The sequence below is a fragment of the Ectobacillus panaciterrae DSM 19096 genome, assembly GCF_000430785.1.
Lineage (GTDB): Bacteria > Bacillota > Bacilli > Bacillales > Bacillaceae_G > Ectobacillus > Ectobacillus panaciterrae.
In genome coordinates, this window is sequence record NZ_AUMR01000003.1 from 166,318 (window position 1) to 192,775 (window position 26,458).

General features: G+C 43.4%; 22 protein-coding genes and 2 pseudogenes. All 24 read left to right on the forward strand.

All coding sequences use genetic code 11. The features are described 5' to 3' along the window. Positions 1–46 precede the first annotated feature (46 nt). The 24 genes and pseudogenes from xerC (at position 47) to truB (ending at position 26,458) form a co-directional block, all read left to right on the forward strand. The gene (gene xerC / locus H540_RS0100910) at positions 47–940 is read left to right on the forward strand and encodes a tyrosine recombinase XerC (RefSeq protein ID WP_028399002.1); all 894 of its coding nucleotides are present in this window, start codon (positions 47–49) and stop codon (positions 938–940) included. Positions 941–1,010: 70 nt separating this feature from the next. Beyond that, the gene (gene hslV, locus H540_RS0100915; protein WP_028399003.1) at positions 1,011–1,553 is read left to right on the forward strand and encodes an ATP-dependent protease subunit HslV; all 543 of its coding nucleotides are present in this window, start codon (positions 1,011–1,013) and stop codon (positions 1,551–1,553) included. Between the two features lie 16 nt (positions 1,554–1,569). Then, positions 1,570–2,961: an ATP-dependent protease ATPase subunit HslU gene (gene hslU, locus H540_RS0100920; protein WP_028399004.1), complete on the forward strand. Its 1,392-nt coding sequence runs from the start codon at positions 1,570–1,572 to the stop codon at positions 2,959–2,961. A gap of 73 nt (positions 2,962–3,034) precedes the next feature. Continuing rightward, complete coding sequence (gene codY, locus H540_RS0100925; protein ID WP_028399005.1) at positions 3,035–3,814, forward strand: GTP-sensing pleiotropic transcriptional regulator CodY; 780 nt, start codon at positions 3,035–3,037, stop codon at positions 3,812–3,814. Positions 3,815–4,098: 284 nt separating this feature from the next. Next, a complete protein-coding gene (gene rpsB, locus H540_RS0100930; RefSeq protein ID WP_028399006.1) occupies positions 4,099–4,800 on the forward strand; it encodes a 30S ribosomal protein S2 in 702 nt (233 codons plus the stop codon). A gap of 253 nt (positions 4,801–5,053) precedes the next feature. Further along, entirely contained in the window at positions 5,054–5,941 is an 888-nt protein-coding gene (gene tsf / locus H540_RS0100940) for a translation elongation factor Ts (protein ID WP_028399007.1), read from the forward strand. Between the two features lie 62 nt (positions 5,942–6,003). Next, complete coding sequence (gene pyrH, locus H540_RS0100945) at positions 6,004–6,726, forward strand: UMP kinase (RefSeq protein WP_028399008.1); 723 nt, start codon at positions 6,004–6,006, stop codon at positions 6,724–6,726. A 2-nt stretch (positions 6,727–6,728) separates the two neighbouring features. Next, a complete protein-coding gene (gene frr, locus H540_RS0100950; protein ID WP_028399009.1) occupies positions 6,729–7,286 on the forward strand; it encodes a ribosome recycling factor in 558 nt (185 codons plus the stop codon). Positions 7,287–7,367: 81 nt separating this feature from the next. Beyond that, positions 7,368–8,138 (forward strand): undecaprenyl pyrophosphate synthase, encoded by a 771-nt coding sequence (locus H540_RS0100955; RefSeq protein ID WP_028399010.1) that lies wholly within the window; start codon positions 7,368–7,370, stop codon positions 8,136–8,138. Positions 8,139–8,156: 18 nt separating this feature from the next. Then, entirely contained in the window at positions 8,157–8,975 is an 819-nt protein-coding gene (locus H540_RS0100960) for a phosphatidate cytidylyltransferase (RefSeq protein WP_028399011.1), read from the forward strand. Positions 8,976–8,990: 15 nt separating this feature from the next. Further along, positions 8,991–10,130, forward strand: coding sequence for a 1-deoxy-D-xylulose-5-phosphate reductoisomerase (gene dxr, locus H540_RS0100965; RefSeq protein WP_028399012.1), 1,140 nt, complete (start codon positions 8,991–8,993; stop codon positions 10,128–10,130). 17 nt (positions 10,131–10,147) lie between these two features. Further along, positions 10,148–11,404: an RIP metalloprotease RseP gene (gene rseP, locus H540_RS0100970; RefSeq protein WP_028399013.1), complete on the forward strand. Its 1,257-nt coding sequence runs from the start codon at positions 10,148–10,150 to the stop codon at positions 11,402–11,404. Between the two features lie 38 nt (positions 11,405–11,442). Then, the gene (locus tag H540_RS0100975; RefSeq protein ID WP_028399014.1) at positions 11,443–13,143 is read left to right on the forward strand and encodes a proline--tRNA ligase; all 1,701 of its coding nucleotides are present in this window, start codon (positions 11,443–11,445) and stop codon (positions 13,141–13,143) included. 60 nt (positions 13,144–13,203) lie between these two features. Next, positions 13,204–16,989: pseudogene (locus tag H540_RS28670) on the forward strand (PolC-type DNA polymerase III); the annotation flags it as partial. Between the two features lie 802 nt (positions 16,990–17,791). Beyond that, on the forward strand, positions 17,792–19,678 hold the full coding sequence (ltrA, locus tag H540_RS0100985; protein WP_245592147.1) for a group II intron reverse transcriptase/maturase: 1,887 nt from the start codon (positions 17,792–17,794) through the stop codon (positions 19,676–19,678). Between the two features lie 115 nt (positions 19,679–19,793). Continuing rightward, a pseudogene (locus H540_RS0100990) lies at positions 19,794–20,309 on the forward strand (helix-hairpin-helix domain-containing protein); the annotation flags it as partial. Between the two features lie 263 nt (positions 20,310–20,572). Then, the gene (gene rimP / locus H540_RS0100995; RefSeq protein WP_028399017.1) at positions 20,573–21,040 is read left to right on the forward strand and encodes a ribosome maturation factor RimP; all 468 of its coding nucleotides are present in this window, start codon (positions 20,573–20,575) and stop codon (positions 21,038–21,040) included. A gap of 15 nt (positions 21,041–21,055) precedes the next feature. Then, a complete protein-coding gene (gene nusA, locus H540_RS0101000) occupies positions 21,056–22,144 on the forward strand; it encodes a transcription termination factor NusA (protein ID WP_028399018.1) in 1,089 nt (362 codons plus the stop codon). A gap of 12 nt (positions 22,145–22,156) precedes the next feature. Beyond that, positions 22,157–22,423 (forward strand): RNase P modulator RnpM, encoded by a 267-nt coding sequence (gene rnpM / locus H540_RS0101005; RefSeq protein ID WP_028399019.1) that lies wholly within the window; start codon positions 22,157–22,159, stop codon positions 22,421–22,423. Further along, positions 22,420–22,731 (forward strand): YlxQ family RNA-binding protein, encoded by a 312-nt coding sequence (locus H540_RS0101010; RefSeq protein WP_028399020.1) that lies wholly within the window; start codon positions 22,420–22,422, stop codon positions 22,729–22,731. Before rnpM ends, H540_RS0101010 begins: the two co-directional genes overlap by 4 nt. A gap of 4 nt (positions 22,732–22,735) precedes the next feature. Next, complete coding sequence (gene infB, locus H540_RS0101015; protein WP_028399021.1) at positions 22,736–24,838, forward strand: translation initiation factor IF-2; 2,103 nt, start codon at positions 22,736–22,738, stop codon at positions 24,836–24,838. Then, the gene (locus H540_RS0101020; RefSeq protein WP_034670099.1) at positions 24,835–25,113 is read left to right on the forward strand and encodes a DUF503 domain-containing protein; all 279 of its coding nucleotides are present in this window, start codon (positions 24,835–24,837) and stop codon (positions 25,111–25,113) included. Before infB ends, H540_RS0101020 begins: the two co-directional genes overlap by 4 nt. A gap of 13 nt (positions 25,114–25,126) precedes the next feature. After that, positions 25,127–25,483 carry a 30S ribosome-binding factor RbfA gene (gene rbfA, locus H540_RS0101025; protein WP_028399023.1) on the forward strand — a complete coding sequence of 119 codons (357 nt, stop codon included), beginning with the start codon at positions 25,127–25,129 and terminating at the stop codon, positions 25,481–25,483. Between the two features lie 51 nt (positions 25,484–25,534). Beyond that, on the forward strand, positions 25,535–26,458 hold the full coding sequence (gene truB / locus H540_RS0101030) for a tRNA pseudouridine(55) synthase TruB (protein ID WP_028399024.1): 924 nt from the start codon (positions 25,535–25,537) through the stop codon (positions 26,456–26,458).

Here is a 26,458-nt window from a genome sequence, read left to right on the forward strand (position 1 = left end):
ACTAAATTGTGCTACGATTTAGTAGCCTTTGTTGAGGTGGAGAGAAATGAATGTGAATAAAATGTTACAAATATTCTTTGAATATTTACAAATAGAGCGAAACTATTCAAAATATACAATTGCAAGTTATCGTGACGATATAGCTCATTTTATTGCTTTCATGGGAACAGAAGGCATTCCTTCCTTTGAAGACGTTGCATATACAGACGTTCGCTTATATTTAACGACGCTCCACGAGAAAAAAATGGCGCGAAGGTCAGTTGCAAGAAAAATATCAAGTCTGCGCAGCTTATATCGTCTTTTCATGAGAGAAGGATATTGTAAGGAAAATCCATTTGTACTCGCATCGCTTCCGAAAAAAGAAGGGGCCATTCCGAAGTTTCTGTACGAAGAGGAGCTTGCGAAGCTGTTTGAGCTGTCTGATCTTTCAACGCCTATTGGACAGCGGAATCAAGCCTTGCTTGAGCTTTTATACGCGACAGGAATACGCGTGAGCGAATGCTGCGCACTTACCTTAGAGGATATTGATTTTCATATGGAAACGATTCTTGTAACGGGGAAAGGTAATAAGCAGCGCTACATTCCTTTCGGAAGTTACGCGCAGGAAATTCTCGAAACGTACATACACGACGGAAGAAGCAAACTTTTAAAACAAGAAACAAACGCTGCGGTATTTTTAAATGCAAAAGGAGGTCCTTTGACTGACAGGGGAGTTCGCTACATTTTAAGTGACATGATTAAAAAAACTTCCCTTACGATGCATATGAGCCCGCATATGCTGCGGCATACGTTTGCTACTCATATGCTGGACGAAGGCGCTGATTTACGCACCGTGCAAGAGCTGCTCGGGCATGCTCACTTATCCGCCACCCAAATTTATACACACGTTTCAAAAGAAAGATTGCGCTCTGTTTATATACAGCATCATCCAAGAGCATAATAATGCTAGAATGCAGGGCGCAGCCATATAATGAAGAGTATAGGCGAATAAAGGATAAAGGAGTTTTTCTATGGGAACCTTTCATGCTACAACGATTTTTGCCATTAACCACAATGGCCGATGCGCCATGGCGGGTGATGGTCAAGTAACGATGGGAAACGCAGTTGTAATGAAGCATACTGCTCGCAAAGTCCGCAGACTGTTTCGGGGCAAAGTGCTTGCCGGTTTTGCTGGTTCTGTAGCAGATGCGTTCACATTATTTGAAATGTTTGAAGGAAAGCTTGAAGAATACAATGGGAATTTGCAGCGGGCTGCAGTAGAGATGGCAAAAAAATGGCGGGGCGATAAAATGCTTCGTCAGCTCGAAGCGCTGTTAATCGTAATGGATGAAAACAGCATGCTTCTTATATCCGGCACGGGAGAAGTGATTGAACCGGACGACGGCATTTTGGCAATTGGGTCCGGGGGCAATTATGCGCTGTCGGCAGGACGTGCGCTTAAGCAATATGCCGGGGAGCATCTGACGGCAAAGGAAATTGCAAAAGCAAGCCTTGAAATTGCAAGCGACATTTGTGTATATACAAATGCAAATATCATCGTTGAGGAATTGTAAAGGGAGGCATACAGAAATGCATTTACATTTTACTCCGCGTCAAATTGTAGAGAAACTCGATCAGTATATTATCGGACAAAAGAATGCAAAAAAAGCAGTTGCAGTTGCCTTGCGCAATCGGTACCGCCGCAGTTTGCTTGAAGAAGGAATCCGAGATGAAATCGCACCGAAAAACATCTTAATGATCGGACCTACAGGTGTGGGCAAGACAGAGGTGGCGCGCCGTCTTGCAAAGCTTGTGGGCGCGCCGTTCATTAAGGTTGAGGCCACAAAATTTACGGAAGTGGGCTATGTAGGGCGTGATGTAGAATCCATGGTTCGCGATCTTGCGGAAACATCGGTTCGCATCGTTAAAGAAGAGAAAATGGCGAGCGTGCAGGATAAAGCGAAGGAACATGCAAATCAGCGTATTGTTGAAATCCTCGTGCCGGGAAATCAAAAGCAGCCATCCTTCAAAAATCCATTGGAAATGCTGTTTGGCGGTCAAGGTGCAAATTCACAAACGGAATCTCACCAAGACGAGGCAGGTCTTGAACAAAAGCGAAAAGAAATAGAAAGAAAGCTGGCGGCAGGACTTCTTGAAGATGATATCATTACTGTAGAAGTAGAGGAACAACAAGGCTCAATGTTTGATATGCTGCAAGGAACAGGCATGGAGCAGATGGGCATGAATTTTCAAGATGCACTCGGCAGCTTTATGCCAAAGCGGACGAAAAAACGAAAACTTTCTGTAAAAGAAGCGAGAAAAGTATTGACAAATGAAGAAGCACAGCGCTTAATTGATATGGACGAAGTTACACAAGAAGCTGTTTACCGTACAGAACAGCTTGGCATTATTTTTATAGACGAAATTGACAAGATTGCCGGCAAGCAGTCTGGCGGGGTGGATGTATCGCGTGAGGGGGTTCAGCGAGACATTCTTCCGATTGTAGAAGGATCTACAGTGGCAACGAAATACGGTCCTATTAAGACGGATCATATTTTATTCATTGCAGCCGGTGCTTTTCATATGTCCAAACCGTCGGACTTAATTCCGGAGCTTCAAGGAAGATTTCCGATTCGAGTGGAATTAACGAAGCTGTCGGTAGAAGATTTTGTGAAAATTTTGATTGAGCCGGACAATGCTTTGCTGAAACAATATACGGCATTGTTGGCAACTGAAGGTATAGAAATTGAATTTTCTGACGATGCTATTCGTAAGATTGCTGAGATTGCCTATCAAGTAAACCAAGATACGGACAATATCGGAGCCCGAAGACTTCATACAATCATGGAAAAGCTTCTGGAAGATTTATCGTTTGAAGCATCTGAAATTACACTAGACAAAATAACGATTACACCTCAGTATGTTGAGGAGAAGCTGGCAACTATAGCAAGAAACAAAGATGTAAGTCAATTTATTTTGTAATGCAAGAATCAGGTGATTCGTCCCGGTTTCCAAGTAACAGAAATCATTTGAATTGTAGGAGGAAAAAGGTACAATGGCTTTATTAGACAGAACAAGAAAAATTAATGCCTTGCTTCAGCAGGCTGCGGGAAGACCAGTTAATTTCCGAGAAATGGCGGATACATTATGTGAAGTAATTGAAGCAAACGTGTTTATCGTAAGCCGTCGCGGAAAATTACTAGGTTATCAAGTTCATGAACAAATCGAAAGCGATCGCATGAAAAAAATGTTTGCAGAGCGACAATTTCCGGAAGAGTACACAAAGAGCTTATTCAACGTTACGGAAACTTCTCCTAACCTTGATATTAACAGTGACTACACAGCGTTTCCTGTGGAAAACAAAGAGCTGTTCCAAACAGGCTTAACAACGGTTGTTCCGATTGTCGGCGGCGGGGAGCGTCTGGGCACATTGGTATTGTCCCGTTTAACTGACTCGTTCTCTAACGATGACTTAATTTTAGCGGAATACGGCGCTACTGTAGTAGGCATGGAAATTCTGCGTGAAAAAGCGGAAGAGATCGAAGAAGAAGCAAGAAGCAAGGCTGTTGTGCAAATGGCCATCAGCTCTTTATCTTACAGCGAGCTAGAAGCCATTGAGCACATTTTTGATGAACTGAACGGAACAGAAGGCCTTCTTGTTGCAAGTAAAATTGCGGATCGTGTAGGCATTACACGTTCTGTAATTGTAAACGCACTGCGCAAATTGGAAAGTGCCGGCGTAATTGAGTCACGCTCTTTAGGCATGAAAGGCACATATATCAAAGTGCTGAACGATAAGTTCTTGCTGGAACTTGCTAAGCTAAAAGCAAACTAATCTATGCCTCTCCTCTTTGGAGAGGTTTTTTGTTTGAAAATAAAAAGAATGGCAATACTTTTAGAGGGTATTTCTTTTCATTTTTTCACAGTGTCAGAAAAATAAAGGAAGCTGAAAAAAGCGTAGAGTTTCGACTTGATTGTCACATAGTGTTATGATATAGTAGTCAATGGTGTGAATACACAACACACGTTTACCGATTTAAATGCTGGTGCTGCAGACGCAGTTGCGTTTAAAGATGAAGTGAACGGAGGACTAAAAAACCATTCAGGAGGAACAAACACATGTCAGTAATTTCTATGAAGCAATTGCTTGAAGCAGGTGTTCATTTCGGACACCAAACTCGTCGCTGGAACCCTAAGATGAAGCGTTACATCTTCACTGAGCGTAACGGCATCTATATCATCGATCTTCAAAAAACTGTTAAGAAGGTTGAAGAAGCTTACAACACAATGAAGGGAATCGCTGCAAACGGCGGCAACATCCTTTTTGTAGGTACAAAAAAGCAAGCACAAGAAGCTATTAAAGAAGAAGCTCTTCGTGCAGGCATGTACTATGTAAACCAACGCTGGTTAGGCGGCACTTTAACGAACTTCCAAACAATTCAAAAGCGTATCAAACGTTTGAAAGACATCGAAAGAATGCAAGAAGACGGCACTTTTGAAGTACTTCCTAAAAAAGAAGTTGTTCAGCTTAAGAAAGAATTAGAGCGTCTTGAGAAGTTCTTAGGCGGCATCAAGGACATGAAAGAAATTCCGGATGCAATTTTCATAGTTGACCCTCGTAAAGAGCGTATTGCGGTTGCAGAAGCACGCAAATTAAATATCCCTCTAATTGGTATCGTTGATACAAACTGCGATCCAGACGAGATCGACCATGTAATCCCTGCGAACGATGATGCGATTCGCGCTGTAAAACTTCTTACATCTAAAATGGCAGATGCAATCCTTGAAGCTAAGCAAGGGGAAGAAACTGTTACTGCGTAAGAAAGCGGAAAGGTGATAAGAGGTAAAGCCTTTTATCACCTTTTTTAAGAGATAAACAAGTATAAGACTCAAGAAGCTGTCCGGCTCATTGCACCTTTTAACAGAAAATATCCTTTTGCGCATAAAGTCAAAAAAGCCTTTAACAGTAAAGAATACAAAGGATGTTTTGTTTGTAGGCGCGGGCTTTTCAGAGAAAGCTGGATGAGGTATGTGAATTTTTCTTGAGCATACATAAAACAGGAGGATGAAAACTATGGCAATTACTGCACAAATGGTAAAAGAACTTCGCGAAAAAACTGGCGCGGGTATGATGGATTGCAAAAAAGCGTTGACTGAAACGAACGGCGATATGGAAAAAGCGATTGATTTCCTTCGTGAAAAAGGAATTGCAAAAGCTGCGAAAAAAGCTGACCGCATTGCTGCTGAAGGCTTAACTTATATCGAAGTTATCGGCAACGACGCAGTAATCTTAGAAGTAAACTCTGAAACAGATTTCGTTGCAAAAAACGAAGGTTTCCAAGCGTTAACAAAAGAATTAGCTGCTCACTTGCTAGCTAAGAAACCGGCTACTGTTGAAGAAGCTCTTGCGCAAACTATGGAAAACGGTACTGTAGTAGAAGAGCACATCAATACTGCAATTGCAAAAATCGGTGAAAAGCTTACACTTCGCCGTTACGAAATCATTTCTAAAGAAGATGGAGATGCATTCGGTGCTTACCTTCATATGGGCGGACGCATTGGCGTATTAACAGTTCTTGGCGGAACGACTGACGCAGCTGCTGCGAAAGATGTATCTATGCACATCGCAGCTGTTAACCCTAAATACATCGACCGCGATGCAGTAACTGAAGAAGAAATCGCTCGCGAGCGCGAAGTACTAACACAACAAGCGTTAAACGAAGGCAAGCCTGAAAATATCGTTGCGAAAATGGTAGAAGGCCGCCTTGGCAAATACTTCGAAGAAATTTGCTTGCTTGACCAAGCTTTCGTTAAAGACCCGGACATGAAAGTTCGCAAGTTCGTACAATCTAAAGGCGCGACTGTAAAATCTTTCGTACGCTACGCTGTAGGCGAGGGCATTGAAAAGCGTCAAGACAACTTTGCTGAAGAAGTAATGAACCAAGTAAAAGGCAACAACTAATACAAGCGAGGGGACACATGGTGTTCCCTTTTTTAAAATAAAGACGTGGTAAATGGAGGTTCATTATGCAAGAAAAATATAATCGTGTAGTGCTCAAGCTGAGCGGAGAGGCATTAGCTGGCAATCACGGCTTCGGGATCAACCCTTCTGTTATCAAGTCTGTCGCGCAGCAGGTGAAAGAAATTGCCGAGCTTGGTGTAGAAGTGGCGGTAGTTGTTGGCGGCGGCAACATTTGGCGGGGGAAAACAGGAAGCGAGATGGGCATGGATCGCGCAACAGCTGACTATATGGGAATGTTGGCAACGGTCATGAACTCTCTTGCCCTTCAAGACAGCCTTGAAAATTTAGGCATCCAAACGCGCGTGCAAACATCTATCGAAATGAGACAGGTTGCTGAGCCTTACATACGCCGAAAAGCAATTCGTCATTTAGAGAAAAAGCGCGTTGTCATCTTTGCTGCAGGAACAGGGAATCCTTACTTCTCTACGGATACAACAGCAGCGCTGCGTGCTGCGGAAATTGAAGCTGACGTGATTTTAATGGCTAAAAATAATGTAGACGGCGTGTACAGCGCAGATCCGACTGTAGATGAAACAGCAACAAAGTATGAAACATTAACGTATTTAGATGTGTTAAAAGAGGGGCTTGGGGTAATGGATTCGACAGCTTCTTCTTTATGCATGGACAATGATATCCCATTGATCGTCTTCTCTATTATGGAAGAAGGCAACATTAAACGAGCGGTTCTTGGTGAAAATATCGGAACAATAGTAAGGGGGAAATAATAATGGCACAACAAGTATTAAATGCTGCGAAGGATAAGATGGACAAAGCAGTTTCTGCATACACTCGTGAGCTTGGCACTGTGCGTGCGGGCAGAGCAAGCGCTTCTGTATTGGAAAAAGTTACAGTGGATTATTACGGTGCGCCAACGCCAGTTATTCAGCTGGCGAACATTACTGTACCTGAGGCTCGTCTGCTTGTTATCCAGCCATATGATAAATCTTCCATCAGCGACATTGAGAAAGCGATTTTAAAGTCTGACTTAGGCATTAATCCTTCTAACGATGGGACAGTAATTCGCATTGCGTTCCCTGCTTTAACGGAAGAGCGCCGTCGCGAGCTTGTTAAGGTTGTGAAGAAATACTCTGAAGATGCAAAGGTGGCAGTGCGAAACGTTCGCCGTGATGCAAATGATGAGCTGAAAAAGCTTGAGAAAAACGGTGACATTACGGAAGATGAGTTACGCGGTCACACTGAAACAATTCAAAAAGAAACTGACAAACATATTGTAAAAATCGACGAAATTACGAAAACAAAAGAAAAAGAAATCTTGGAAGTTTAATGCTGACCTATGCATGACCCTCTGCTAAAGGGGGTCTTTTTACACTTTTAAGGAATACCTGTGCTCGTGGAGGGTTTCAAAATGTTCAAGAAATTTACCTTTCGAAAACAAAAGGCTTCATCGTTTAATGAGCTTGTAGAAGAAGCGAAAAAAGGGTACATACCGAATCACATTGCGATTATCATGGATGGAAACGGCCGGTGGGCGAAGCGCAGAGCGATGCCTCGCATAGCGGGACATCATGAAGGGATGAAGGTTGTACGCAAAATTACGAAATTTGCTAATAAAATGGGTGTAAAGGTTTTAACGCTGTATGCATTTTCCACAGAGAACTGGAAACGCCCTCAGCAAGAAGTCGACTTTTTAATGAAGCTCCCGCAAGAATTTTTAGGTACGTTTTTACCTGAGCTTGTCGAAGAAAATGTACAGGTACGCTTAATTGGGCAAAGGGACGGACTTCCTGCTCATACCCGCGAATCTGTGGAAAAAGCAATAAAAGCTACACAGCATAATACAGGGCTTATTTTAAATTTCGCCTTAAACTATGGAAGTCGCGATGAAATGGTTTATGCCATTCAAAATTTGGTTACAGATAGTAATAGCGGCAAAATTCAGCCGCATGAAATTACGGAAGATGTATTCTCCTCTTATCTCATGACAAGCAGTTTGCCGGATCCCGATCTTTTAATTCGCACAAGCGGCGAAATTCGAATCAGCAACTTTATGCTTTGGCAAATTGCTTATACGGAATTATGGTTTACAGATGTTTTTTGGCCGGACTTTACCGAAGAACACCTACTCGAAGCCATCGTCAACTTTCAGAGGAGAGGCCGCAGATTCGGGGGCGTATAGAAAAGTGAGGTGTTGTTCGTGAAACAGCGAATTATTACAGCAGTAATTGCAATTGCTTTGTTCATTCCGATTGTGTTATACGGAGGAGCTCCTTTTACCATTGCGATATACGTGCTGGCATCGGTAGGGCTGTATGAGCTTGTACGGATGAAAAAGCTTCCTGTATTATCAGTGCCGACAGTTTTGACGGCCGTTTTACTATGGTTCATATTAGTGCCGAGCGATGCAACAAATATTTTTGACGCTATTCGGTTAACAAAAGTGGAAGTTACTTTTGTAATTGTGTTGTTACTATTATCATATACGGTGCTCTCTAAGAATACATTTACTTTTGACGATGCGTCCTTTTTGCTGATGTCAACGATTTATGTCGCGATGGGCTTCTTTTACTTGAATGAAACAAGAATCGGGCGTCCTGAGCTAAATGGAGTAGAAGTGGATGGATTAAGAATCCTATTTTATGCGCTGTTTGTTATTTGGGCTACTGATAGCGGTGCGTATTTCATCGGCAAAGCAATCGGCAAGCACAAGCTTTGGCCGGAAATCAGCCCTAATAAGACAGTGGAAGGATCAATCGGAGGCATTATTTGTGCAATTGCAGTAGCTTTTGTATATAATGCGTTTGAACCGGTAAGCGGAAGTATTGCTGTATTAATTGGTGTAACGATTGCAGTGTCAATTTTTGGACAAATTGGCGACTTAGTGGAATCTGCTTTCAAGCGTCATTATGGCGTAAAGGATTCCGGGAAAATTCTTCCGGGACATGGAGGCATTTTAGATCGATTTGACAGCCTTTTATTCGTATTGCCTCTTTTACACTTTTTGCACTTTATTTAAAGAGGAGCTGGAGTTATGAAGAAGATTAGTTTACTAGGGGCGAGCGGATCTATTGGTACGCAGACAATAGATGTAATACGAATGCATCCTGAGCAATTTCAGTTAGTTGCATTTTCAGTCGGCAAAAACATTGATTTTGCCGAACAGATGATAAAGGAATTTAAACCGCAGCTCGTGTCTGTCCAACAGCGGGAAGATGCAGAACGTTTGCGGTCTGTTGCAGGCAATACAAAGATAGTTTACGGAGATGAAGGGCTGTTAGAAACCGCTTTACAGGATGCGGAAGTAGTGGTTAATGCCGTAGTGGGAAGCGTAGGTTTGCTCCCGACATTGAGCGCGATTGAAGCGAAGAAAACCATTGCCATTGCAAATAAAGAAACGCTTGTAACAGCAGGGCATCTTGTGACGGAAGCCGCGAAAAAATTTGGTGTTTCTCTGCTTCCGGTAGACAGCGAGCACTCTGCCATTTTTCAAAGCTTGAACGGTGAAAATCAAGAGCGTATTTCACGCCTCGTATTGACAGCTTCAGGCGGAAGTTTTCGTGATAAAACACGTGAAGAGTTAGCGACTGTTACGGTTGAGGATGCATTAAAGCACCCGAACTGGTCGATGGGTTCAAAAATTACAATTGATTCTGCCACAATGATGAACAAGGGACTTGAAGTAATCGAAGCATACTGGCTGTTTGACATTCCTTATGACAGAATTGATGTTCTATTACATAAAGAAAGTATTATTCATTCTATGGTTGAGTTCGAGGACCGCAGTGTAATTGCGCAGCTCGGTACACCTGATATGCGCGTGCCGATTCAATACGCATTAACGCATCCCGATCGTTTGCCGCTTTCAACAACGAAGCAGCTGCATTTATGGGAAATGGGGACTTTACATTTTCAAAAAATGGATTTACAGCGCTTCCGCTGCCTGCATTTTGCGTATGAAGCCGGAAAAACGGGCGGAAGCTTACCGACGGTTATGAATGCTGCCAATGAAGCAGCAGTTGCTGCCTTTTTAGAGAAAAAAATCAGCTTTTTAGCGATTGAACAGCTCATTGAAAAAGCGATGCAGCAGCATACCGTTGTGCCAAATCCGAGTTTAGAAGAAATTCGCGAAATTGATGAAGCAGCGAGACGATTTGTGATGGAACAAATTTAGCAAAGGTGGTTATGGTATTGAACACAGCGATTGCCTTTATTGTAGTGTTTGGTGTACTTGTATTCTTCCATGAACTCGGTCACTTGTATTTTGCAAAGCGTGCTGGCATTCTTTGCCGCGAGTTTGCAATTGGATTCGGGCCAAAGCTTTTTTCTTTTACGAAAAATGAGACTGTCTACACGATTCGTCTTCTTCCGCTTGGTGGCTATGTCCGCATGGCTGGGGAAGATCCTGAGACAATTGAGTTAAAGCCGGGAACGAAAGTGGCGTTAGTCTTAAACGAGAAGGATGAAGCGGAGAAAATCGTACTGGACAATATGGATAAGTATCCGCACGCAAGAGTATTGGAAGTTGAGAATGCTGATTTGGAACGTGCTCTGACAATCACCGGATATGAAGAGTATGAGGATGCGATTCGTACGTTCCGCATTTGCGATAAAGCATACTACGTAACGGGCGGAGAAGAGATTCAAATTGCGCCATATCATCGCCAGTTCGCTTCTAAGTCTCTTGGACAGCGTGCTCTTACAATTTTTGCAGGTCCTGCGATGAACTTTATACTGGCTTTCTTGCTCTTTATGGTAATTGGACTTGTGCAAGGTATTCCGGTTAATAAGCCGATTATCGGGCAGCTCGTATCAGAAGGTGCAGCCCAAAAGGCTGGATTGCAGGAAGGAGATGTAATTCAGTCTATCAATGGTGCTGAAACGGCAACATGGACAGATGTGACAACCATCATCCGTAAAAATCCGGGAAGCGAAATTACGATGAAGCTGGAACGGGGCAATAAGGACCTTACTATAAAAGTGACTCCTGCTGCCGAAAAAGAAGGAAATGAAGAAGTGGGAAGGCTGGGTGTTTATCCGCCGGTTGAGAAGTCGCTGCTCGGTTCGGTCAAATTAGGTTTTGAACAAACAGTAAAGATGACAAAACTTGTAGTGGTTTCGTTGGTGCAGCTTGTGACAGGGCAGTTTTCTATTAATGCATTATCGGGTCCTGTAGGCATTTATAACTTAACGGGAGAAGTAGCTAAGTCGGGGCTGGTGAACTTACTCGGATTAACGGCAGCGCTCAGCGTAAACCTCGGACTTTTCAATCTGCTGCCAATTCCGGCGCTGGACGGCGGAAGGCTGATGTTTTTCCTTGTCGAGGCGCTGCGAGGCAAGCCGATTGATCGTCAAAAAGAAGGCATGGTACACTTTATCGGGTTTGCTTTGCTTATGCTGCTTATGCTTGTTGTTACTTGGAATGACATTAAGAAATTTTTCTTATAAAATGCTACAAAATAGTTTTTGTAAAGAGGTGCGAATGAATGAGACAAAGTATGATGTTCAGTCCTACACTGCGTGAAGTGCCTGCTGATGCGGAAGTCAAAAGCCATCAGCTTTTGCTTCGCGCAGGCTTTATGCGCCAGAATGCATCTGGCATATATAGCTTTTTGCCTTTAGGACTAAAGGTGTTGCATAACGTTGAAACAATTATTCGAGAGGAAATGGAACGTGCCGGTGCAATGGAACTTTTAATGCCGGCCTTACAGCCTTCTGAACTATGGCAGGAATCCGGGCGCTGGTATTCTTATGGACCGGAGCTTATGCGAATGAAAGACCGTCATAATCGTGAATTTGCGCTGGGAGCAACACACGAGGAAGTAATTACGACGCTTGTTCGCGATGAGGTGAAATCTTATAAGAAGCTTCCTCTTACTTTATATCAAATTCAAACGAAATTCCGCGATGAGAAGCGCCCTCGCTTCGGTTTGCTTCGCGGAAGAGAGTTTTTAATGAAAGATGCCTATTCATTCCATGCGTCTCAAGAGAGTCTGGATGAAATATATGACCGTTTATTTCAGGCATACTCTAATATATTTACCCGCTGCGGTTTAAACTTCCGTGCGGTAATTGCGGATTCCGGTGCAATGGGCGGAAAAGACACGCATGAATTTATGGTGTTATCTGATATTGGAGAAGATACTATCGCATACTCCGATACTTCTTCCTATGCGGCAAACATCGAGATGGCGCCTGTTGCAGTAAACTATGAAAAGAGCGATGAGGCAGCAAAAGAAATAGAGAAGGTTTCAACACCTGATCAAAAGTCTATTGAAGACGTATCGCGATTCTTGAACCTTGAGGCAGCAAAATGCTTCAAATCCATGGTATTTAAAGTAGACGATAAGCTCGTGATGGTTCTTGTGCGGGGCGATCATGAAGTGAATGATATTAAAGTGAAAAATCTGTACGGCGCTGCTGTTGTGGAACTTGCTTCTCCAGAAGAAGTGAAGGAGCTGATGAACTGCACGGTCGGCTCGCTTGGACCGATCGGAGCACCGAAAGATTTGGAAATCATTGCGGATTATGCTGTAGAAGCAATCGTGAACGGCTGCTGCGGTGCAAACGAAGAAGGCTATCATTATATAAACGTAAATGCCGGCCGCGATTATACAGTGAGTCAATTTGCTGATTTGCGCTTTATCCAAGAAGGAGACCCGTCTCCTGACGGTGAAGGTGCAATCCGTTTTGCGCAAGGCATTGAAGTCGGACATGTATTTAAGCTGGGCACGCGCTATAGTGAAGCAATGGGCGCGGCATACTTGGACGAGAACGGAAAAACGCAGCCGATGATTATGGGCTGCTACGGTATCGGTGTGTCACGTACAGTTGCAGCTATTGCAGAGCAGTATAACGACGAAGGCGGGTTAAAGTGGCCGGCGACTGTAGCTCCGTTTGCCGTTCATGTCATTCCAGTGAATGTGAAAACGGATGTACAGCGTGAAAAGGCGGAAGACATTTACGCTGCGCTCAAAAAACAAGGCTATGATGTTTTGCTCGATGACCGTCAGGAGCGCGCAGGTGTTAAGTTTGCTGATGCAGATCTTTTCGGCATCCCAGTGCGCATCACTGTCGGCAAGAAGGCAGAAGAAGGCATTGTAGAAGTGAAAAATCGCCAAACAAACGAATCTCAAGAAATGAGAGTCGAAGAACTTTCCAATTACATTGCTGATATTTTAAAATAAAGAGGTAAGGTACCTAGATATTGGGTACCTTCTCTTACTTTTTTAGGAGGGAGGGTTATCATGGCGCCGTTAACACAGGAACAAAAAGAGCGATTCGGCATTTTGCTTGAGCAGCTTGCGCTTCCGGAAGCTTTCATAAACAGCTATCTCCAAAACGGAGGGATTCAAAAGCTGCTTGTAGATAAGCGGAATAAAGGCTGGTGTTTTCATTTTGCTTTGCCGCGCTTGCTGCCGGCAAATGTGTACGAGCTGCTGGAGAGCCAGCTGGATAAAACATTTTCGCATATTGCCAATGTTTCCTTTGTTCTCGATATAGATGATAAACAATTTACAGAACAAGACGTCCAAACATACTGGCCTCTTTGTACAAAAAAGCTTTCTTTTTCTCCTATGTTTTCTTATTTAAAGGAACAAGCTCCTCAAGTAAATGGGGTAAAGCTTCTTCTTACCGTCAAAAATGAGCTGGAGTCTGTAACAGTGAAGAAAAACATGACAAAGCCGATCAGCGATCAATATGAAATATTTGGCTTTCCGCGTTTTCACGTAGACACCAAAGTTACGAATAACGATGAGGAAATTCAAAAGTTCAGAGAGCAAACGGAACAAGAGGATCGTGAAAAGGTGCTGCAAGCCATGGAGGAAATGGCGAAGAAGGAGCAGGAGGAAGCAATTCCTGACGATCAGCCGCTTGTAATCGGGTATCTCATTAAAGCTGATGAGGAAATTACACCGCTTCGCGAAATTCAAGAAGAAGAAAAACGGAAAACAATACAAGGATATGTATTTGATGTTGAAACGAAAGAGCTTCGCAGCGGACGTACTCTTTTAACATTTAAGGTTACAGACTACACGGACTCCATTATGGTCAAAATGTTTTCACGGGATAAAGAAGATATTCCTGCATTTAATAAAATCAAAAAAGGAATGTGGGTCAAAGCGCGCGGCTCCTTCCAAAACGACACATTTGTGCGCGATTTGATTATGATGGCAAACGACGTGAATGAATTGAAAGCACCGTCCCGCTCGGATAAGGCTTCCGAAGGAGAAAAGCGCGTAGAGCTCCATCTTCATACGCCGATGAGCCAAATGGATGCCGTTACGCCCGTATCTAAACTTGTGGCACAAGCGAAAAAGTGGGGGCATGAAGCGATTGCGGTAACAGACCACGCAGTAGCGCAATCTTTCCCTGAGGCATATTCCGCTGGCAAAAAAAATGGAATTAAAATCATTTACGGCGTAGAGGCAAATCTTGTAAACGATGGCGTTCCAATTGCCTATAATGAATCGCATCGTTTGCTTGCAGAGGAAACGTACGTTGTTTTTGACGTGGAGACGACAGGCTTATCTGCTGTATACGATACCATTATTGAGCTTGCAGCGGTAAAAATTCATAACGGTGAGATTATAGACCGCTTTGAACGCTTTGCAAATCCGCATCATCCGCTTTCAGCCACGACCATCGAGCTGACGGGCATCACAGATGATATGGTGAAGAACGCACCTGATGTGGATGTCGTGTTAAAAGAGTTTGCCGAGTGGATGGGCGATTGCACATTGGTTGCTCACAATGCATCGTTTGATATGGGATTCCTTAACGTAGGATTCAAGAAATACGGATTGCCAAAGACGACAAATCCAGTCATTGATACACTGGAGCTCGCGCGTTTCTTGCTTCCTGATATGAAAAATCACCGGTTGAACACGCTTTGTAAGAAGTTTGATATTGAGCTTGTCCAGCATCACCGAGCCATTTACGATGCAGAAGCGACAGGATATTTGCTTGCCAAAATGCTGAAGGACGTCATCGCAAAAGGCATGGAGTATCACGATCAGTTGAATGACAGCATGGGACAAGGGGATTCTTACAAACGCGGGCGTCCAAGTCACGTGACTTTGCTTGCAACTTCTGAAGAAGGTTTGAAAAACCTGTATAAGCTCGTTTCGCTGTCACATCTGCAGTATTATTATCGCGTACCGCGTATTCCGCGATCTGTTTTGAAAAAGTACCGTGCAGGATTACTAATCGGAACAGCTTGTGATAAAGGTGAAGTATTTGAGGCCATGATGCAGAAAGCACCGGAAGAGGTAGAGGAACTCGCACAGTTCTACGATTATATCGAGGTCATGCCGCCGGCTGTATTAAAGCATTTAATTGAACTTGAGCTTGTGCAAAACGAAGGACAGCTCAAAACTATTATTACAAACCTTGTAAATCTCGGAAAAACACTGGATAAACCGGTTGTGGCAACAGGAAATGTTCATTATTTGGATCCGGAAGATGCCATTTACCGAAAAATTTTAATTAGCTCGCAGGGCGGAGCGAATCCGCTGAACCGTCACAAGCTGCCCCCCGTATATTTCCGTACGACTGATGAAATGCTGGAGGAGTTTGCGTTTTTAGGGGAAGAAACGGCAAAAGAAATCGTCGTGATGAATACGCAGAAAGTGGCAGCCATGATTGGCGAGGTAAAGCCGGTCAAGGACGATTTGTATACACCTCGCATTGAAGGCGCGGACGAGGAAACGCGTGAAATGAGCTACGCACGTGCGCGCAGCATATACGGCGATGCTCTTCCGGAGATTGTAGAGGCTCGTCTTGAAAAAGAATTGAAAAGCATTATCGGACATGGGTTTGCAGTTATTTATCTGATTTCGCATAAGCTCGTGAAAAAATCGCTGGATGATGGGTATCTGGTCGGCTCGCGCGGTTCCGTAGGATCTTCATTTGTAGCGACCATGATGGAAATTACGGAAGTAAATCCGCTGCCGCCGCATTATATTTGTCCGAACTGTAAGCATTCGCAATTCTTTAATGACGGTTCCGTAGGATCAGGATTTGACTTGCCGGATAAGGACTGTCCAAATTGCGGCATGAGATATAAAAAAGACGGGCACGATATTCCGTTTGAAACGTTCCTTGGATTTAAAGGGGACAAGGTACCGGATATTGATTTGAATTTCTCCGGTGAATATCAGCCGCGCGCCCATAATTATACGAAGGTGCTGTTTGGCGAAGATAATGTGTATCGTGCCGGAACAATCGGCACTGTTGCGGACAAAACAGCTTTTGGATATGTAAAAGGATATACATCCGATCATAACTTAACAGTACGCGGCGCTGAAATCGAGCGCTTGGCAATGGGATGTACGGGTGTAAAACGGACAACCGGTCAGCATCCGGGCGGCATTATAGTAGTACCTGATTATATGGACGTGTTTGACTTTACGCCGATTCAGTTCCCTGCAGACGATACGTCTGCGGAATGGAAAACAACACACTTTGATTTCCACTCCATTCACGATAATTTACTGAAGCTTGATATACTAGGGCACGATGATCCGACGGTTATTCGTATGCTGCAAGATTTAAGCGGCATTGATCCGAAAACTATTCCAACGGACGATCCTGAGGTTATGAAGATTTTCTCTGGTACGGAATCACTAGGTGTTACATCTGAACAAATCAATTGTAAAACAGGCACGCTTGGAATTCCTGAATTCGGTACGAAATTCGTGCGTCAGATGCTTGAAGAAACAAAGCCGACAACCTTCTCAGAGCTCGTACAAATCTCCGGTCTGTCACACGGAACGGATGTATGGCTCGGCAATGCCAATGAGCTAATCTACAGCGGTACATGTACGCTGAGCGATGTAATCGGCTGTCGCGATGACATTATGGTGTACTTGATTTATCAAGGGCTGGAGCCTTCTTTAGCCTTTAAAATCATGGAATCCGTTCGTAAAGGAAAAGGTGTGCCGCCGGAATGGGAAGAGGAAATGAGAAATAACAATGTGCCAAACTGGTATATTGATTCTTGCAAGAAAATCAAATATATGTTCCCGAAAGGTGCGACACGTTGCTGGTTTAACCCCAACAGAAATGTTGGATAAAGACTAGCCTGTGTGGATACTAAGACAGTAAATCTACATGAGAACTATATGGAATGAGTCGGAGGCGTGAAATCCCCTCCTACCGTAACAGGATACGGTGAACCCCCCTGAGCACCGCGACTTGCAGGAAGTGTCTCCTAACATGAACTGTAAGAGAGCTCGCTAAGGTTCGTCTTAAAAGCGTGACACGTAGACGTGAGTAAAGGCGGGGGTCCCGAAAAGTGACTATGGTGAGGCAACGAATCCTCGTATGGAAAGGCTCGTTAGGACAACCCAGTTGAGAGACTGGGGCTATCGCTTGCGATGGAACATTTGCGGATTACCTATCTTTTGGGGGAATATCTGCGCTCAACCATAAAAGGTTGTTCAGCTTAATCAATAAATTCCTGTTAGATTAAGCTAAATGTCGGGTCAGAGAGGACACCTAAGGTCACCACTAAAGAAGGGATAATTTCATGTGGAACGTGTGAAGGGTGTAGGATGGATGGTAGGAGCCAAGTGAAATCCCTGAGAGTAGGAAATGACTCTCTTAATACACCTGGCGGCAGCCCGTAGTAGTGTTGAAGCTTCTGTAATGGAAGTGGAGCGAAGGGGCATAGTCGGACTTACGAAAAGGAGCAACCAACATTCACTAACTGCTAAGAGATTCCGTTGAGAGTAAAGTACCGAGATGCAAGTATCCTTGTGAAAGGGGCGAGCATCTATAAAACTTAGCATACCGAAATCGGAAGAGGATTTTCAAACTCTCAGAGATACAATCTACGCGGTAACGAAAGCCGCAATCGCTGAGAAAAAGCAACCTAAGTTCCAAGGAATTATTGAAGTAGCCAGAAGTGAAGTTGTAGTTTTAACTGCGATTCATAAACTCAAAGGTAATAAAGGCAGTGAAACATCTGGTGTTGATGGACAAACGATGAGAATCAACATTCTCCAAAAGGATTTCAAAGAAGTCCTTGAACGAGTCCAAAAGAGTTTTGATAACTATCAACCTGAAATGGTAAGGCGTGTGCATATTCCAAAAGACAATGGTGAAACAAGACCACTTGGCATTCCCGCAATTGTAGATAGAATTGTTCAGGAATGTGTTCGCTTGAGTATCGAACCCATATGCGAGGCTCATTTCTTTGAGCATTCATATGGATTCAGACCTTGGAGAAGCACTGAAAATGCCTTAGCCAGACTCGGTTTCCTTGCCCATAAAACAGGTCATCACTGGGTAATTGAAGGTGATATATCAAAATTCTTCGACAACGTAAATCACAACAAACTGCTGAAAATACTTTGGGGTTTCGGTGTTACCGATAAACGAGTTCTAATGATGATACAAGCAATGTTAAAAGCGGGAATAATGGAAGAGATTACGAAGAACGAATTGGGTACTCCCCAAGGAGGAATTATTTCGCCTCTTTTGGCAAATGTCTATCTCACCCCTTTTGACAACTTTGTTACTAGAGAATATGAGAAGAAAGTTCTCAGGAAAAATTACAGCTCTGGTCAAAGAAGCTTAGTATTAAGAGGATTATCTGGAAAGCCGCGCCTAAAGCTAAAGGCTGCATATCTTGTAAGATATGCAGATGACTGGGTTGTGCTGACTAACACTAAGGAAAATGCAGAAAACCTCGTTTACAGGTATGAAAAATACTTGCGGGAAGAGTTGAAACTAACATTATCCTTAGAAAAGACAAAGATAACCGACATTAGGACGACACCAGTCAGTTTTCTTGGTTACAAATATAAACTTGTGAGAGGAAATGCAGAAAAAGGATACATTACTAGGTCGAAGCCGAATGAGGAAAAGCTGACTAAGAAGGTTGCGCAGCTTCTTAGGGACATCAAGCTCCTCAAAAAGTGTAAAGACATAGAAACCTTAATCAGTGACATCAATTTCATTAACTCTAAAATAAGAGGACTGGTTAACTACTACCAAGTTACCACATGGGGCTCGGAAGTTTTTAAACAGTACAATTATCGAGTTAGATGGGCGGCATATCGAGCAATAAGACGGAGGTTAGGTGCTAAAAGTGCAAAAGGCAAGAATAAAGTCGTTGACTGGGTTCCTGCTAACAAATGCACGAATCTAACAGAACTTCATTCAAAGTACAATACTGCCTTACCTGCCGTTAAGTATAAAGACCACATTATTGGTGTCACAGACCTTGCATTCATCAAACGAGTAGACCCTTCATTGTTCAATCAAGAGGAAACTCCTTTTACCAAAAAGGGGAGAGAGTTACATCTCAAAAGAACAAGGAAAAAACCAAGATTGTATAGACTTGATTGGATATTCGGAGCAGACGCGATGGCTACGAAAAGACTCCTTGGGAATAGAAACAAAAGTAAGCGTAGTAGGAAACTTTACAACTTTGAATTTTTCCTTAACAGGGCTTACGCATTTAATCGTGATAAAGGTAAGTGCAGGATATACGGGGAAGATATAGCCCCTCATGAGATTGAGACACACCACGAAAATCCTGAATTGCCTTCTGAACAGGTTAACAGGGTAAGTAATCTTGTGTCACTACATGATAAATGCCATAACGACCTGCACAATTTCACATTAGATGAAATAAAGCTTCTTAACTTAGGTTATAAACAAAAACAAATCAAAAAGATACTTTCATTTCGGGAAAAATTAGTGAATTAATCTATGGTTGTTGTTCGATGGAACGCCGTATGAATCGAAAGGTTCACGTACGGTGTGAAGCGGGGGAAAATTGAACCCAAACAGGTAAGGCTGAGGGGAATATTACCTATCGCTACCCCATGCCGCTGCTTATGTATTAATGGCGGTGCGGATTGCTTATTTCAAAGTGCATTTCTCCCTCCTTTATTATGCAGCGTATTTTACAGTGCGCGCAGACGATTTCGATGTAGATGCGATGACGAAAGGCTCAACGGCCATTCGCGCCAAAATTGATGAAATTGTCCAAAAGGGACTTGATGCGTCGCCGAAGGAGAAGAACTTGCTGACGGTGCTGGAAATGGCGCTGGAGATGTGCGAACGCGGCTTCTCCTTTAAGAAAGTGGATTTGTACCGCTCGAGCGCCACAGATTTCATCATTGACGGCGATACGCTCATTCCGCCGTTTAATGCAATTGACGGACTTGGCACTAACGCTGCCTTAAACATAGTAAAAGCAAGAGAAGACGGCGAGTTCCTTTCAAAAGAGGATTTGCAGCAGCGGGCAAAAATTTCTAAATCTGTCGTGGCATACTTGGACAGCCAAGGCTGTTTAGAATCTCTGCCAGACCAAAACCAGCTCTCCTTGTTTTAGGTGAAAACTCTTTGCAAAATATAGTACTATATGCTATAGTAGTAAGCGGGTTAATCATGTCATGTATATTTTGAAAAAAGAGTGGGGAAACCCGCTCTTTCGTGTTATTATCCCTCAATTTGGGTATAAGAGCCGAACGCTCGCTTGATATACATAATTTACTACAAGTGTTACTGCTTGAAATCGGTAATACTAAAACAAACTTTCCCTGCTTTTAAGCAGGGGCTTTTGTTATCGTACATGTAGTAGGAAGGAGGCCGCTCATGAGTAAAGTAACGGAAATTGTCGAAGAGCTGGCAAAGCCGATTGTTGCAGAATTGAACTTAGAGCTTGTGGACGTGGAATATGTAAAAGAGGGAAAAGATTGGTTCCTGCGCGTCTTCATCGATTCTGATGCAGGAGTTGACATTGAAGAGTGCGCCGCGGTGAGCGAACGTTTAAGCGAAGCGCTGGACAAAGAGGATCCGATTCCTGACCTTTACTTTTTAGATGTTTCTTCTCCCGGAGCGGAACGTCCCCTCAAAAAAGAGCAGGATTTTCAAAAGGCTGTAGGGAAACAAGTAGCTATCAAAACATATGAGCCGTTTGAAGGCGAAAAAAAGTTTGAAGGCAAGCTGCTTTCATATGACGGCACAACCGTCACTTTAGCAATGATTATAAAAACACGTAAAAAAGAAATTCAAATTCCAATGGAAAAAGTTGCAAGCGCTCGTCTTGCAGTTACGTTTTAGAAGAGGGGGATCTTCATGAGCACTGAACTGTTAGATGCTTTGCTCGTATTAGAAAAAGAAAAGGGCATTAGCAAAGATGTTATTATTGAAGCTATCGAAGCAGCTTTAATCTCTGCTTATAAGCGCAATTTCAACCAAGCACAAAATGTACGCGTAAGCTTCAATCCAGAAGTGGGCTCCATTAAAGTATTTGCGCGTAAAGATGTGGTAGAAAGCGTATTTGATCCTCGTTTGGAAATTTCCGAAGAAGAAGCAAGACGTATTCATCCTAACTATCAAGTAGGTGACGTGGTTGAGCTTGAAGTAACGCCGAAGGATTTCGGCCGCATCGCTGCGCAGACAGCGAAGCAGGTTGTAACGCAACGTGTGCGCGAAGCAGAACGAGGCGTGATTTACTCTGAATTTATCGATCGTGAAGAAGATATTATGGTCGGCATTGTACAGCGTCAGGATGCACGCTTTATTTATGTGAGTCTTGGGAAAGTTGAAGCGCTTCTGCCTGTAAGCGAGCAAATGCCGAACGAGCAATATAAGCCGCACGACCGCATTCGCGTGTTCTTGACAAAGGTAGAGAAGACGACAAAGGGACCGCAAATTTTCGTATCCCGCACGCATCCAGGACTTTTAAAGCGTTTGTTTGAATTAGAAGTTCCGGAAATTTACGATGGCACAGTTGAAATTCGCTCTGTAGCACGTGAGGCGGGAGACCGTTCTAAAATCTCTGTGCACTCCGAAAACGCAGATGTAGATCCGGTCGGCTCTTGCGTAGGACCTAAAGGGCAGCGTGTACAGCGCATCGTAAACGAGCTTAAAGGCGAAAAAATTGATATTGTCCGCTGGTCTAACGATCCAGTTGAGTACGTAGCTAATGCTTTAAGTCCGTCACAAGTTGTGAAAGTGCTTGTAAACGAAGAGGAAAAAGCAACAACAGTCATCGTGCCGGATCATCAGCTTTCCCTTGCAATTGGGAAACGAGGCCAAAACGCACGCTTAGCTGCTAAGCTGACAGGTTGGAAGATTGATATTAAAAGCGAATCTGAAGCAGGCAAAGCAGGGATTTTAGACGAAGCGGACCATTTCGAATCAGACGCTGCATTTGAATAGAGGTGATACGGAGTGAGCAATCGAAAAGTTCCTTTAAGAAAATGTATTGCAACACAGGAAATGAAATCGAAGCGTGAGCTTGTTCGCATTGTCCGTTCAAAAGAAGGAGAGGTATCCATTGATTTAACGGGCAAAAAGTCCGGTCGTGGCGCCTACCTCTCTAGAGACAAAGAATCCATCTTACTTGCGCAAAAGAAAAACATCTTAGAACATCACTTAAAAGCGAAAGTCGACCCATCTTTATACGAAGAATTGCTGGCACTAGTGGAGCCTTCATGAGCAATTGGAAAATGTTTTTAGGGTTGGCGAATCGCGCGCGAAAGGTGATATCGGGTGAGGAACTCGTATTAAAAGAGATTCGAAGCGGCAAAGCAAAGCTCGTCTTGCTGGCTGGCGATGCATCACAAAATACAGCAAAACGCATTACAGACAAAACAAGTTACTACAAAGTCCCGCTCAAAACAGTCGAAACCCGACAGGAATTAGGGCATGCAATCGGGAGAGATGAACGGGTTGTTGTGGCAGTGCTGGATGAAGGCTTTGCGAAGAAGCTGCGAAGCATGCTCGATACAACTTATCGGGGGTGAAGGTATGAGTAAAATTCGAGTTTATGAATATGCAAAACAACAGAACACATCCAGTAAGGATATTATTACAAAACTAAAAGAAATGAATATTGAGGTTTCCAATCATATGACAATGTTAGATGACGAAGTAGTTGAAAAGTTAGATCATAATTTTAATCCGACAGAAGAAGCGTCAAAACGTTCAATCGTAGAAGAGTTTGATGAAGAAGCAAACAAAGAAAACCCTGTGCGCAGCGGTAAAAAGAACAGCAACAAAAAGAAGAAGAAGGATCAAGGCAAAAAAGTTGATACACGCCAAGACCGTTTCTCTGCTTCTAATAAAAAGGGTGCTCGCCCTGCCAAAAGCGATGCAGCGGATAAAGTTACATTTTCCGGTTCATTGACAGTGAGTGAACTGGCGAAGCAGCTTGGTAAAGAGCCTTCTGAACTCATTAAGAAGCTATTCCTTTTAGGAATTATGGCTACGATTAACCAAGCTTTGGACAAAGATACAATCGAATTGATTGCCGGAGAATACGGCATTGAAGTAGAAGAAGAAGTTGTAATGGATGAAACAGATTTTGAAACGTTCATTGATGAGCAAGACGAGGCTGATGATTTAGTAGAGCGTCCAGCGGTTGTTACAATCATGGGTCACGTTGACCACGGGAAAACAACGCTTCTTGACTCCATCCGAAACTCTAAGGTTACAGAGGGCGAAGCAGGCGGAATCACGCAGCATATCGGTGCTTATCAAGTAGACGTGCATGACAAGAAGATTACGTTCCTCGATACACCAGGTCACGCAGCGTTCACAACAATGCGTGCACGCGGTGCGCAAGTAACAGACATTACAATTCTTGTTGTTGCAGCAGACGATGGTGTGATGCCGCAAACTGTAGAAGCGATTAACCATGCAAAGGCAGCAGAAGTTCCAATTATTGTTGCAGTGAATAAAATGGATAAACCATCTGCCAACCCAGACCGTGTAATGCAGGAGTTAACAGAACACGGATTGGTTTCTGAAGCTTGGGGCGGCGATACAATATTTGTGCCGATTTCTGCATTAACAGGCGATGGAATCGACAACCTATTAGAAATGATTCTACTTGTAAGCGAAGTAGAAGAATTTAAAGCAAATCCAAATCGTTTAGCGCTCGGTACTGTAATTGAAGCGCAGCTTGATAAAGGAAAAGGTCCTATCGCAACGCTGCTTGTTCAAAACGGTACACTGCGCATTGGAGATCCGATTGTAGTCGGTACATCTTTCGGTCGCGTCCGTGCAATGGTAAACGATCACGGCCGCCGTGTGAAAGAAGCGGGTCCATCCACACCGGTTGAAATTACAGGGCTAAATGAAGTGCCGCAAGCGGGAGACCGTTTCATGGTATTTGCAGACGAAAAACGCGCTCGTCAAGTCGGCGAAACAAGAGCACAGCGTTTGTTAGTCGAACAGCGCGGCGATAAGGCGAAATTAAGCCTTGAAGACTTGTTCCAGCAAATCCAGCAAGGCGAAGTGAAAGACATTAACCTCATTGTTAAAGCGGATGTGCAAGGTTCCGTAGAAGCGTTGGCAGCGTCTCTTCAAAAAATTGAAGTAGAAGGCGTGAAAGTGAAAATTATTCACACGGGTGCAGGAGCTATTACCGAATCTGACATTATTCTTGCTTCCGCCTCCAATGCGATTGTCATTGGCTTCAACGTACGACCTGATGTGAACGCGAAGCGCACTGCAGAGGTAGAAAATGTTGATGTTCGTCTGCACCGTATTATTTATAACGTAATTGAAGAAATCGAATCCGCAATGAAGGGTATGCTCGATCCTGAATTTGAGGAAAAAGTAATTGGTCAAGCGGAAGTGCGACAAGTGTTCAAGGTATCCAAAGTTGGAACAATTGCTGGTTGCTATGTAACGGACGGCAAGATTACTCGTGATAGCAGTGTTCGTGTAATCCGCGACGGTGTTGTTGTCTTCGAAGGTAAGCTTGACACATTAAAACGTTTTAAAGACGATGTAAAAGAAGTTGCACAAAACTATGAGTGCGGTGTGACTGTTGAGAAATACAACGATATTAAGGAAGGCGACATCATTGAAGCATACGTGATGCAGGAGATTGAGCGCAAGTGATTGCTTCGCTCAACTGTGAATGCATCATCTATGACGCCCACTCCTTAAAGGATAAACGAGCTGTTCTGCAGCGCATCCTTACCCGTCTCAAGCAACGGTACAATATTTCCGTTGCTGAAGTCGGGTATCAGGATGCGTGGCAAAGAACAGAAATAGCGATCGTTTCCGTTTCGTCTGACCGTTCGGTTTGTGAACGCGAAGTGCAAAAAGCGTTGGAGATGATTGACTCATTTCCAGAGATCGAACGTACGATTACGACGGTGGAATGGTATTGAACGAGGTGATAGTATGAAGCTACGTGCGAATCGCGTGGGAGAGCAAATGAAAAAAGAGCTCGGTGACATCATTGGCCGCAAAATTAAAGATCCGCGCATCGGATTTGTCACTGTAACAGATGTACAAGTGAGCGGGGATTTACAGCTTGCAAAGGTGTACATATCTGTTCTTGGCGATGATGAACAAAGACAGAACACGTTAAAAGGATTAGCGAAGGCAAAGGGATTCATTCGCTCGGAAATCGGTCAGCGAATTCGTCTGCGCAAAACGCCGGAAATTTCTTTTGAATTTGATGAATCCATCGACTACGGCCACAGAATTGAAACACTGTTGCACAAAATAAACAAAGATGAAAAGCATGAGGAATGATGGATAGACGTTGTCTATCCATTTTTTCTGTAAATAAAATGAGGTGAAGTTATGGAAGGAGTATTGCTGCTTAACAAACCAAAAGGAATGACCTCTCATGATTGCGTTTTTAAAATAAGAAAAATCTTAAAAGAAAAACGTGTAGGTCATACAGGAACGCTCGATCCCGATGTTACAGGAGTATTGCCTATTTGCGTAGGAAGAGCCACAAAAATCGCTCAGTTTTTGACAAGTGAAACAAAAACGTATGAGGGACAAGTCACAATCGGCTTTTCGACTACGACAGAAGACGCGTCCGGTGACATAGTAGAAAGACAAGAAGTGAACCGTACGATATTGCGAAACGAGATTGAGGATGTTCTCAAATCACTGACAGGAACAATTGAGCAAATGCCGCCTATGTATTCGGCTGTGAAGGTAAACGGAAAAAAGCTTTATGAATATGCAAGACAGGGGATTGAGGTAGAACGTCCTGTCCGAACCATTACAATTCATGAATTCGAGCTTCTCGACGACCGTGAAACGTTTCATGGTTCTCCGCTGTCATTCCGCTTCCGGGTGATGTGCAGCAAGGGGACTTATGTCCGAACACTAGCTGTTATGATCGGAGAGAGACTTGGATTTCCTGCTCATATGTCTGATTTAATTCGAACGGCATCAGGTCAATTTACAATTCAGGATTGCATAACGTTTGAACAAATAGAAGAAAATGTGCAAAATGGAACAGTAGGCAATATCTTTCGTTCGATTGACGAGACACTGCAGGATTTCCCGAAAATCATTGTGAATGAGGAGCAATCGGAAAAGGTGAAAAACGGTGCATTCCTTCCAAATGTTCTTCAGCTGACTGAGGGATTTGTAATGGTTTTTAATGAAAACGAACAATGCTTGGCAATTTATGAACCGCATGCAGGAAAGAGCGGGTGGCTGAAGCCGACGAAAGTTCTTGTGAATAATCAAGAATTAAAGCTATAA

Coding starts and splice junctions, on each gene's coding strand:
- rbfA (WP_028399023.1), top strand. CDS start 25,127: ATGAAGCTACGTGCGAATCGCGTGGGAGAGCAAATGAAAAAAGAGCTC.
- hslU (WP_028399004.1), top strand. CDS start 1,570: ATGCATTTACATTTTACTCCGCGTCAAATTGTAGAGAAACTCGATCAG.
- dxr (WP_028399012.1), top strand. CDS start 8,991: ATGAAGAAGATTAGTTTACTAGGGGCGAGCGGATCTATTGGTACGCAG.
- frr (WP_028399009.1), top strand. CDS start 6,729: ATGGCACAACAAGTATTAAATGCTGCGAAGGATAAGATGGACAAAGCA.
- hslV (WP_028399003.1), top strand. CDS start 1,011: ATGGGAACCTTTCATGCTACAACGATTTTTGCCATTAACCACAATGGC.
- truB (WP_028399024.1), top strand. CDS start 25,535: ATGGAAGGAGTATTGCTGCTTAACAAACCAAAAGGAATGACCTCTCAT.
- H540_RS0101010 (WP_028399020.1), top strand. CDS start 22,420: ATGAGCAATTGGAAAATGTTTTTAGGGTTGGCGAATCGCGCGCGAAAG.
- xerC (WP_028399002.1), top strand. CDS start 47: ATGAATGTGAATAAAATGTTACAAATATTCTTTGAATATTTACAAATA.
- rpsB (WP_028399006.1), top strand. CDS start 4,099: ATGTCAGTAATTTCTATGAAGCAATTGCTTGAAGCAGGTGTTCATTTC.
- nusA (WP_028399018.1), top strand. CDS start 21,056: ATGAGCACTGAACTGTTAGATGCTTTGCTCGTATTAGAAAAAGAAAAG.
- codY (WP_028399005.1), top strand. CDS start 3,035: ATGGCTTTATTAGACAGAACAAGAAAAATTAATGCCTTGCTTCAGCAG.
- rimP (WP_028399017.1), top strand. CDS start 20,573: ATGAGTAAAGTAACGGAAATTGTCGAAGAGCTGGCAAAGCCGATTGTT.
- H540_RS0100975 (WP_028399014.1), top strand. CDS start 11,443: ATGAGACAAAGTATGATGTTCAGTCCTACACTGCGTGAAGTGCCTGCT.
- infB (WP_028399021.1), top strand. CDS start 22,736: ATGAGTAAAATTCGAGTTTATGAATATGCAAAACAACAGAACACATCC.
- H540_RS0100955 (WP_028399010.1), top strand. CDS start 7,368: ATGTTCAAGAAATTTACCTTTCGAAAACAAAAGGCTTCATCGTTTAAT.
- tsf (WP_028399007.1), top strand. CDS start 5,054: ATGGCAATTACTGCACAAATGGTAAAAGAACTTCGCGAAAAAACTGGC.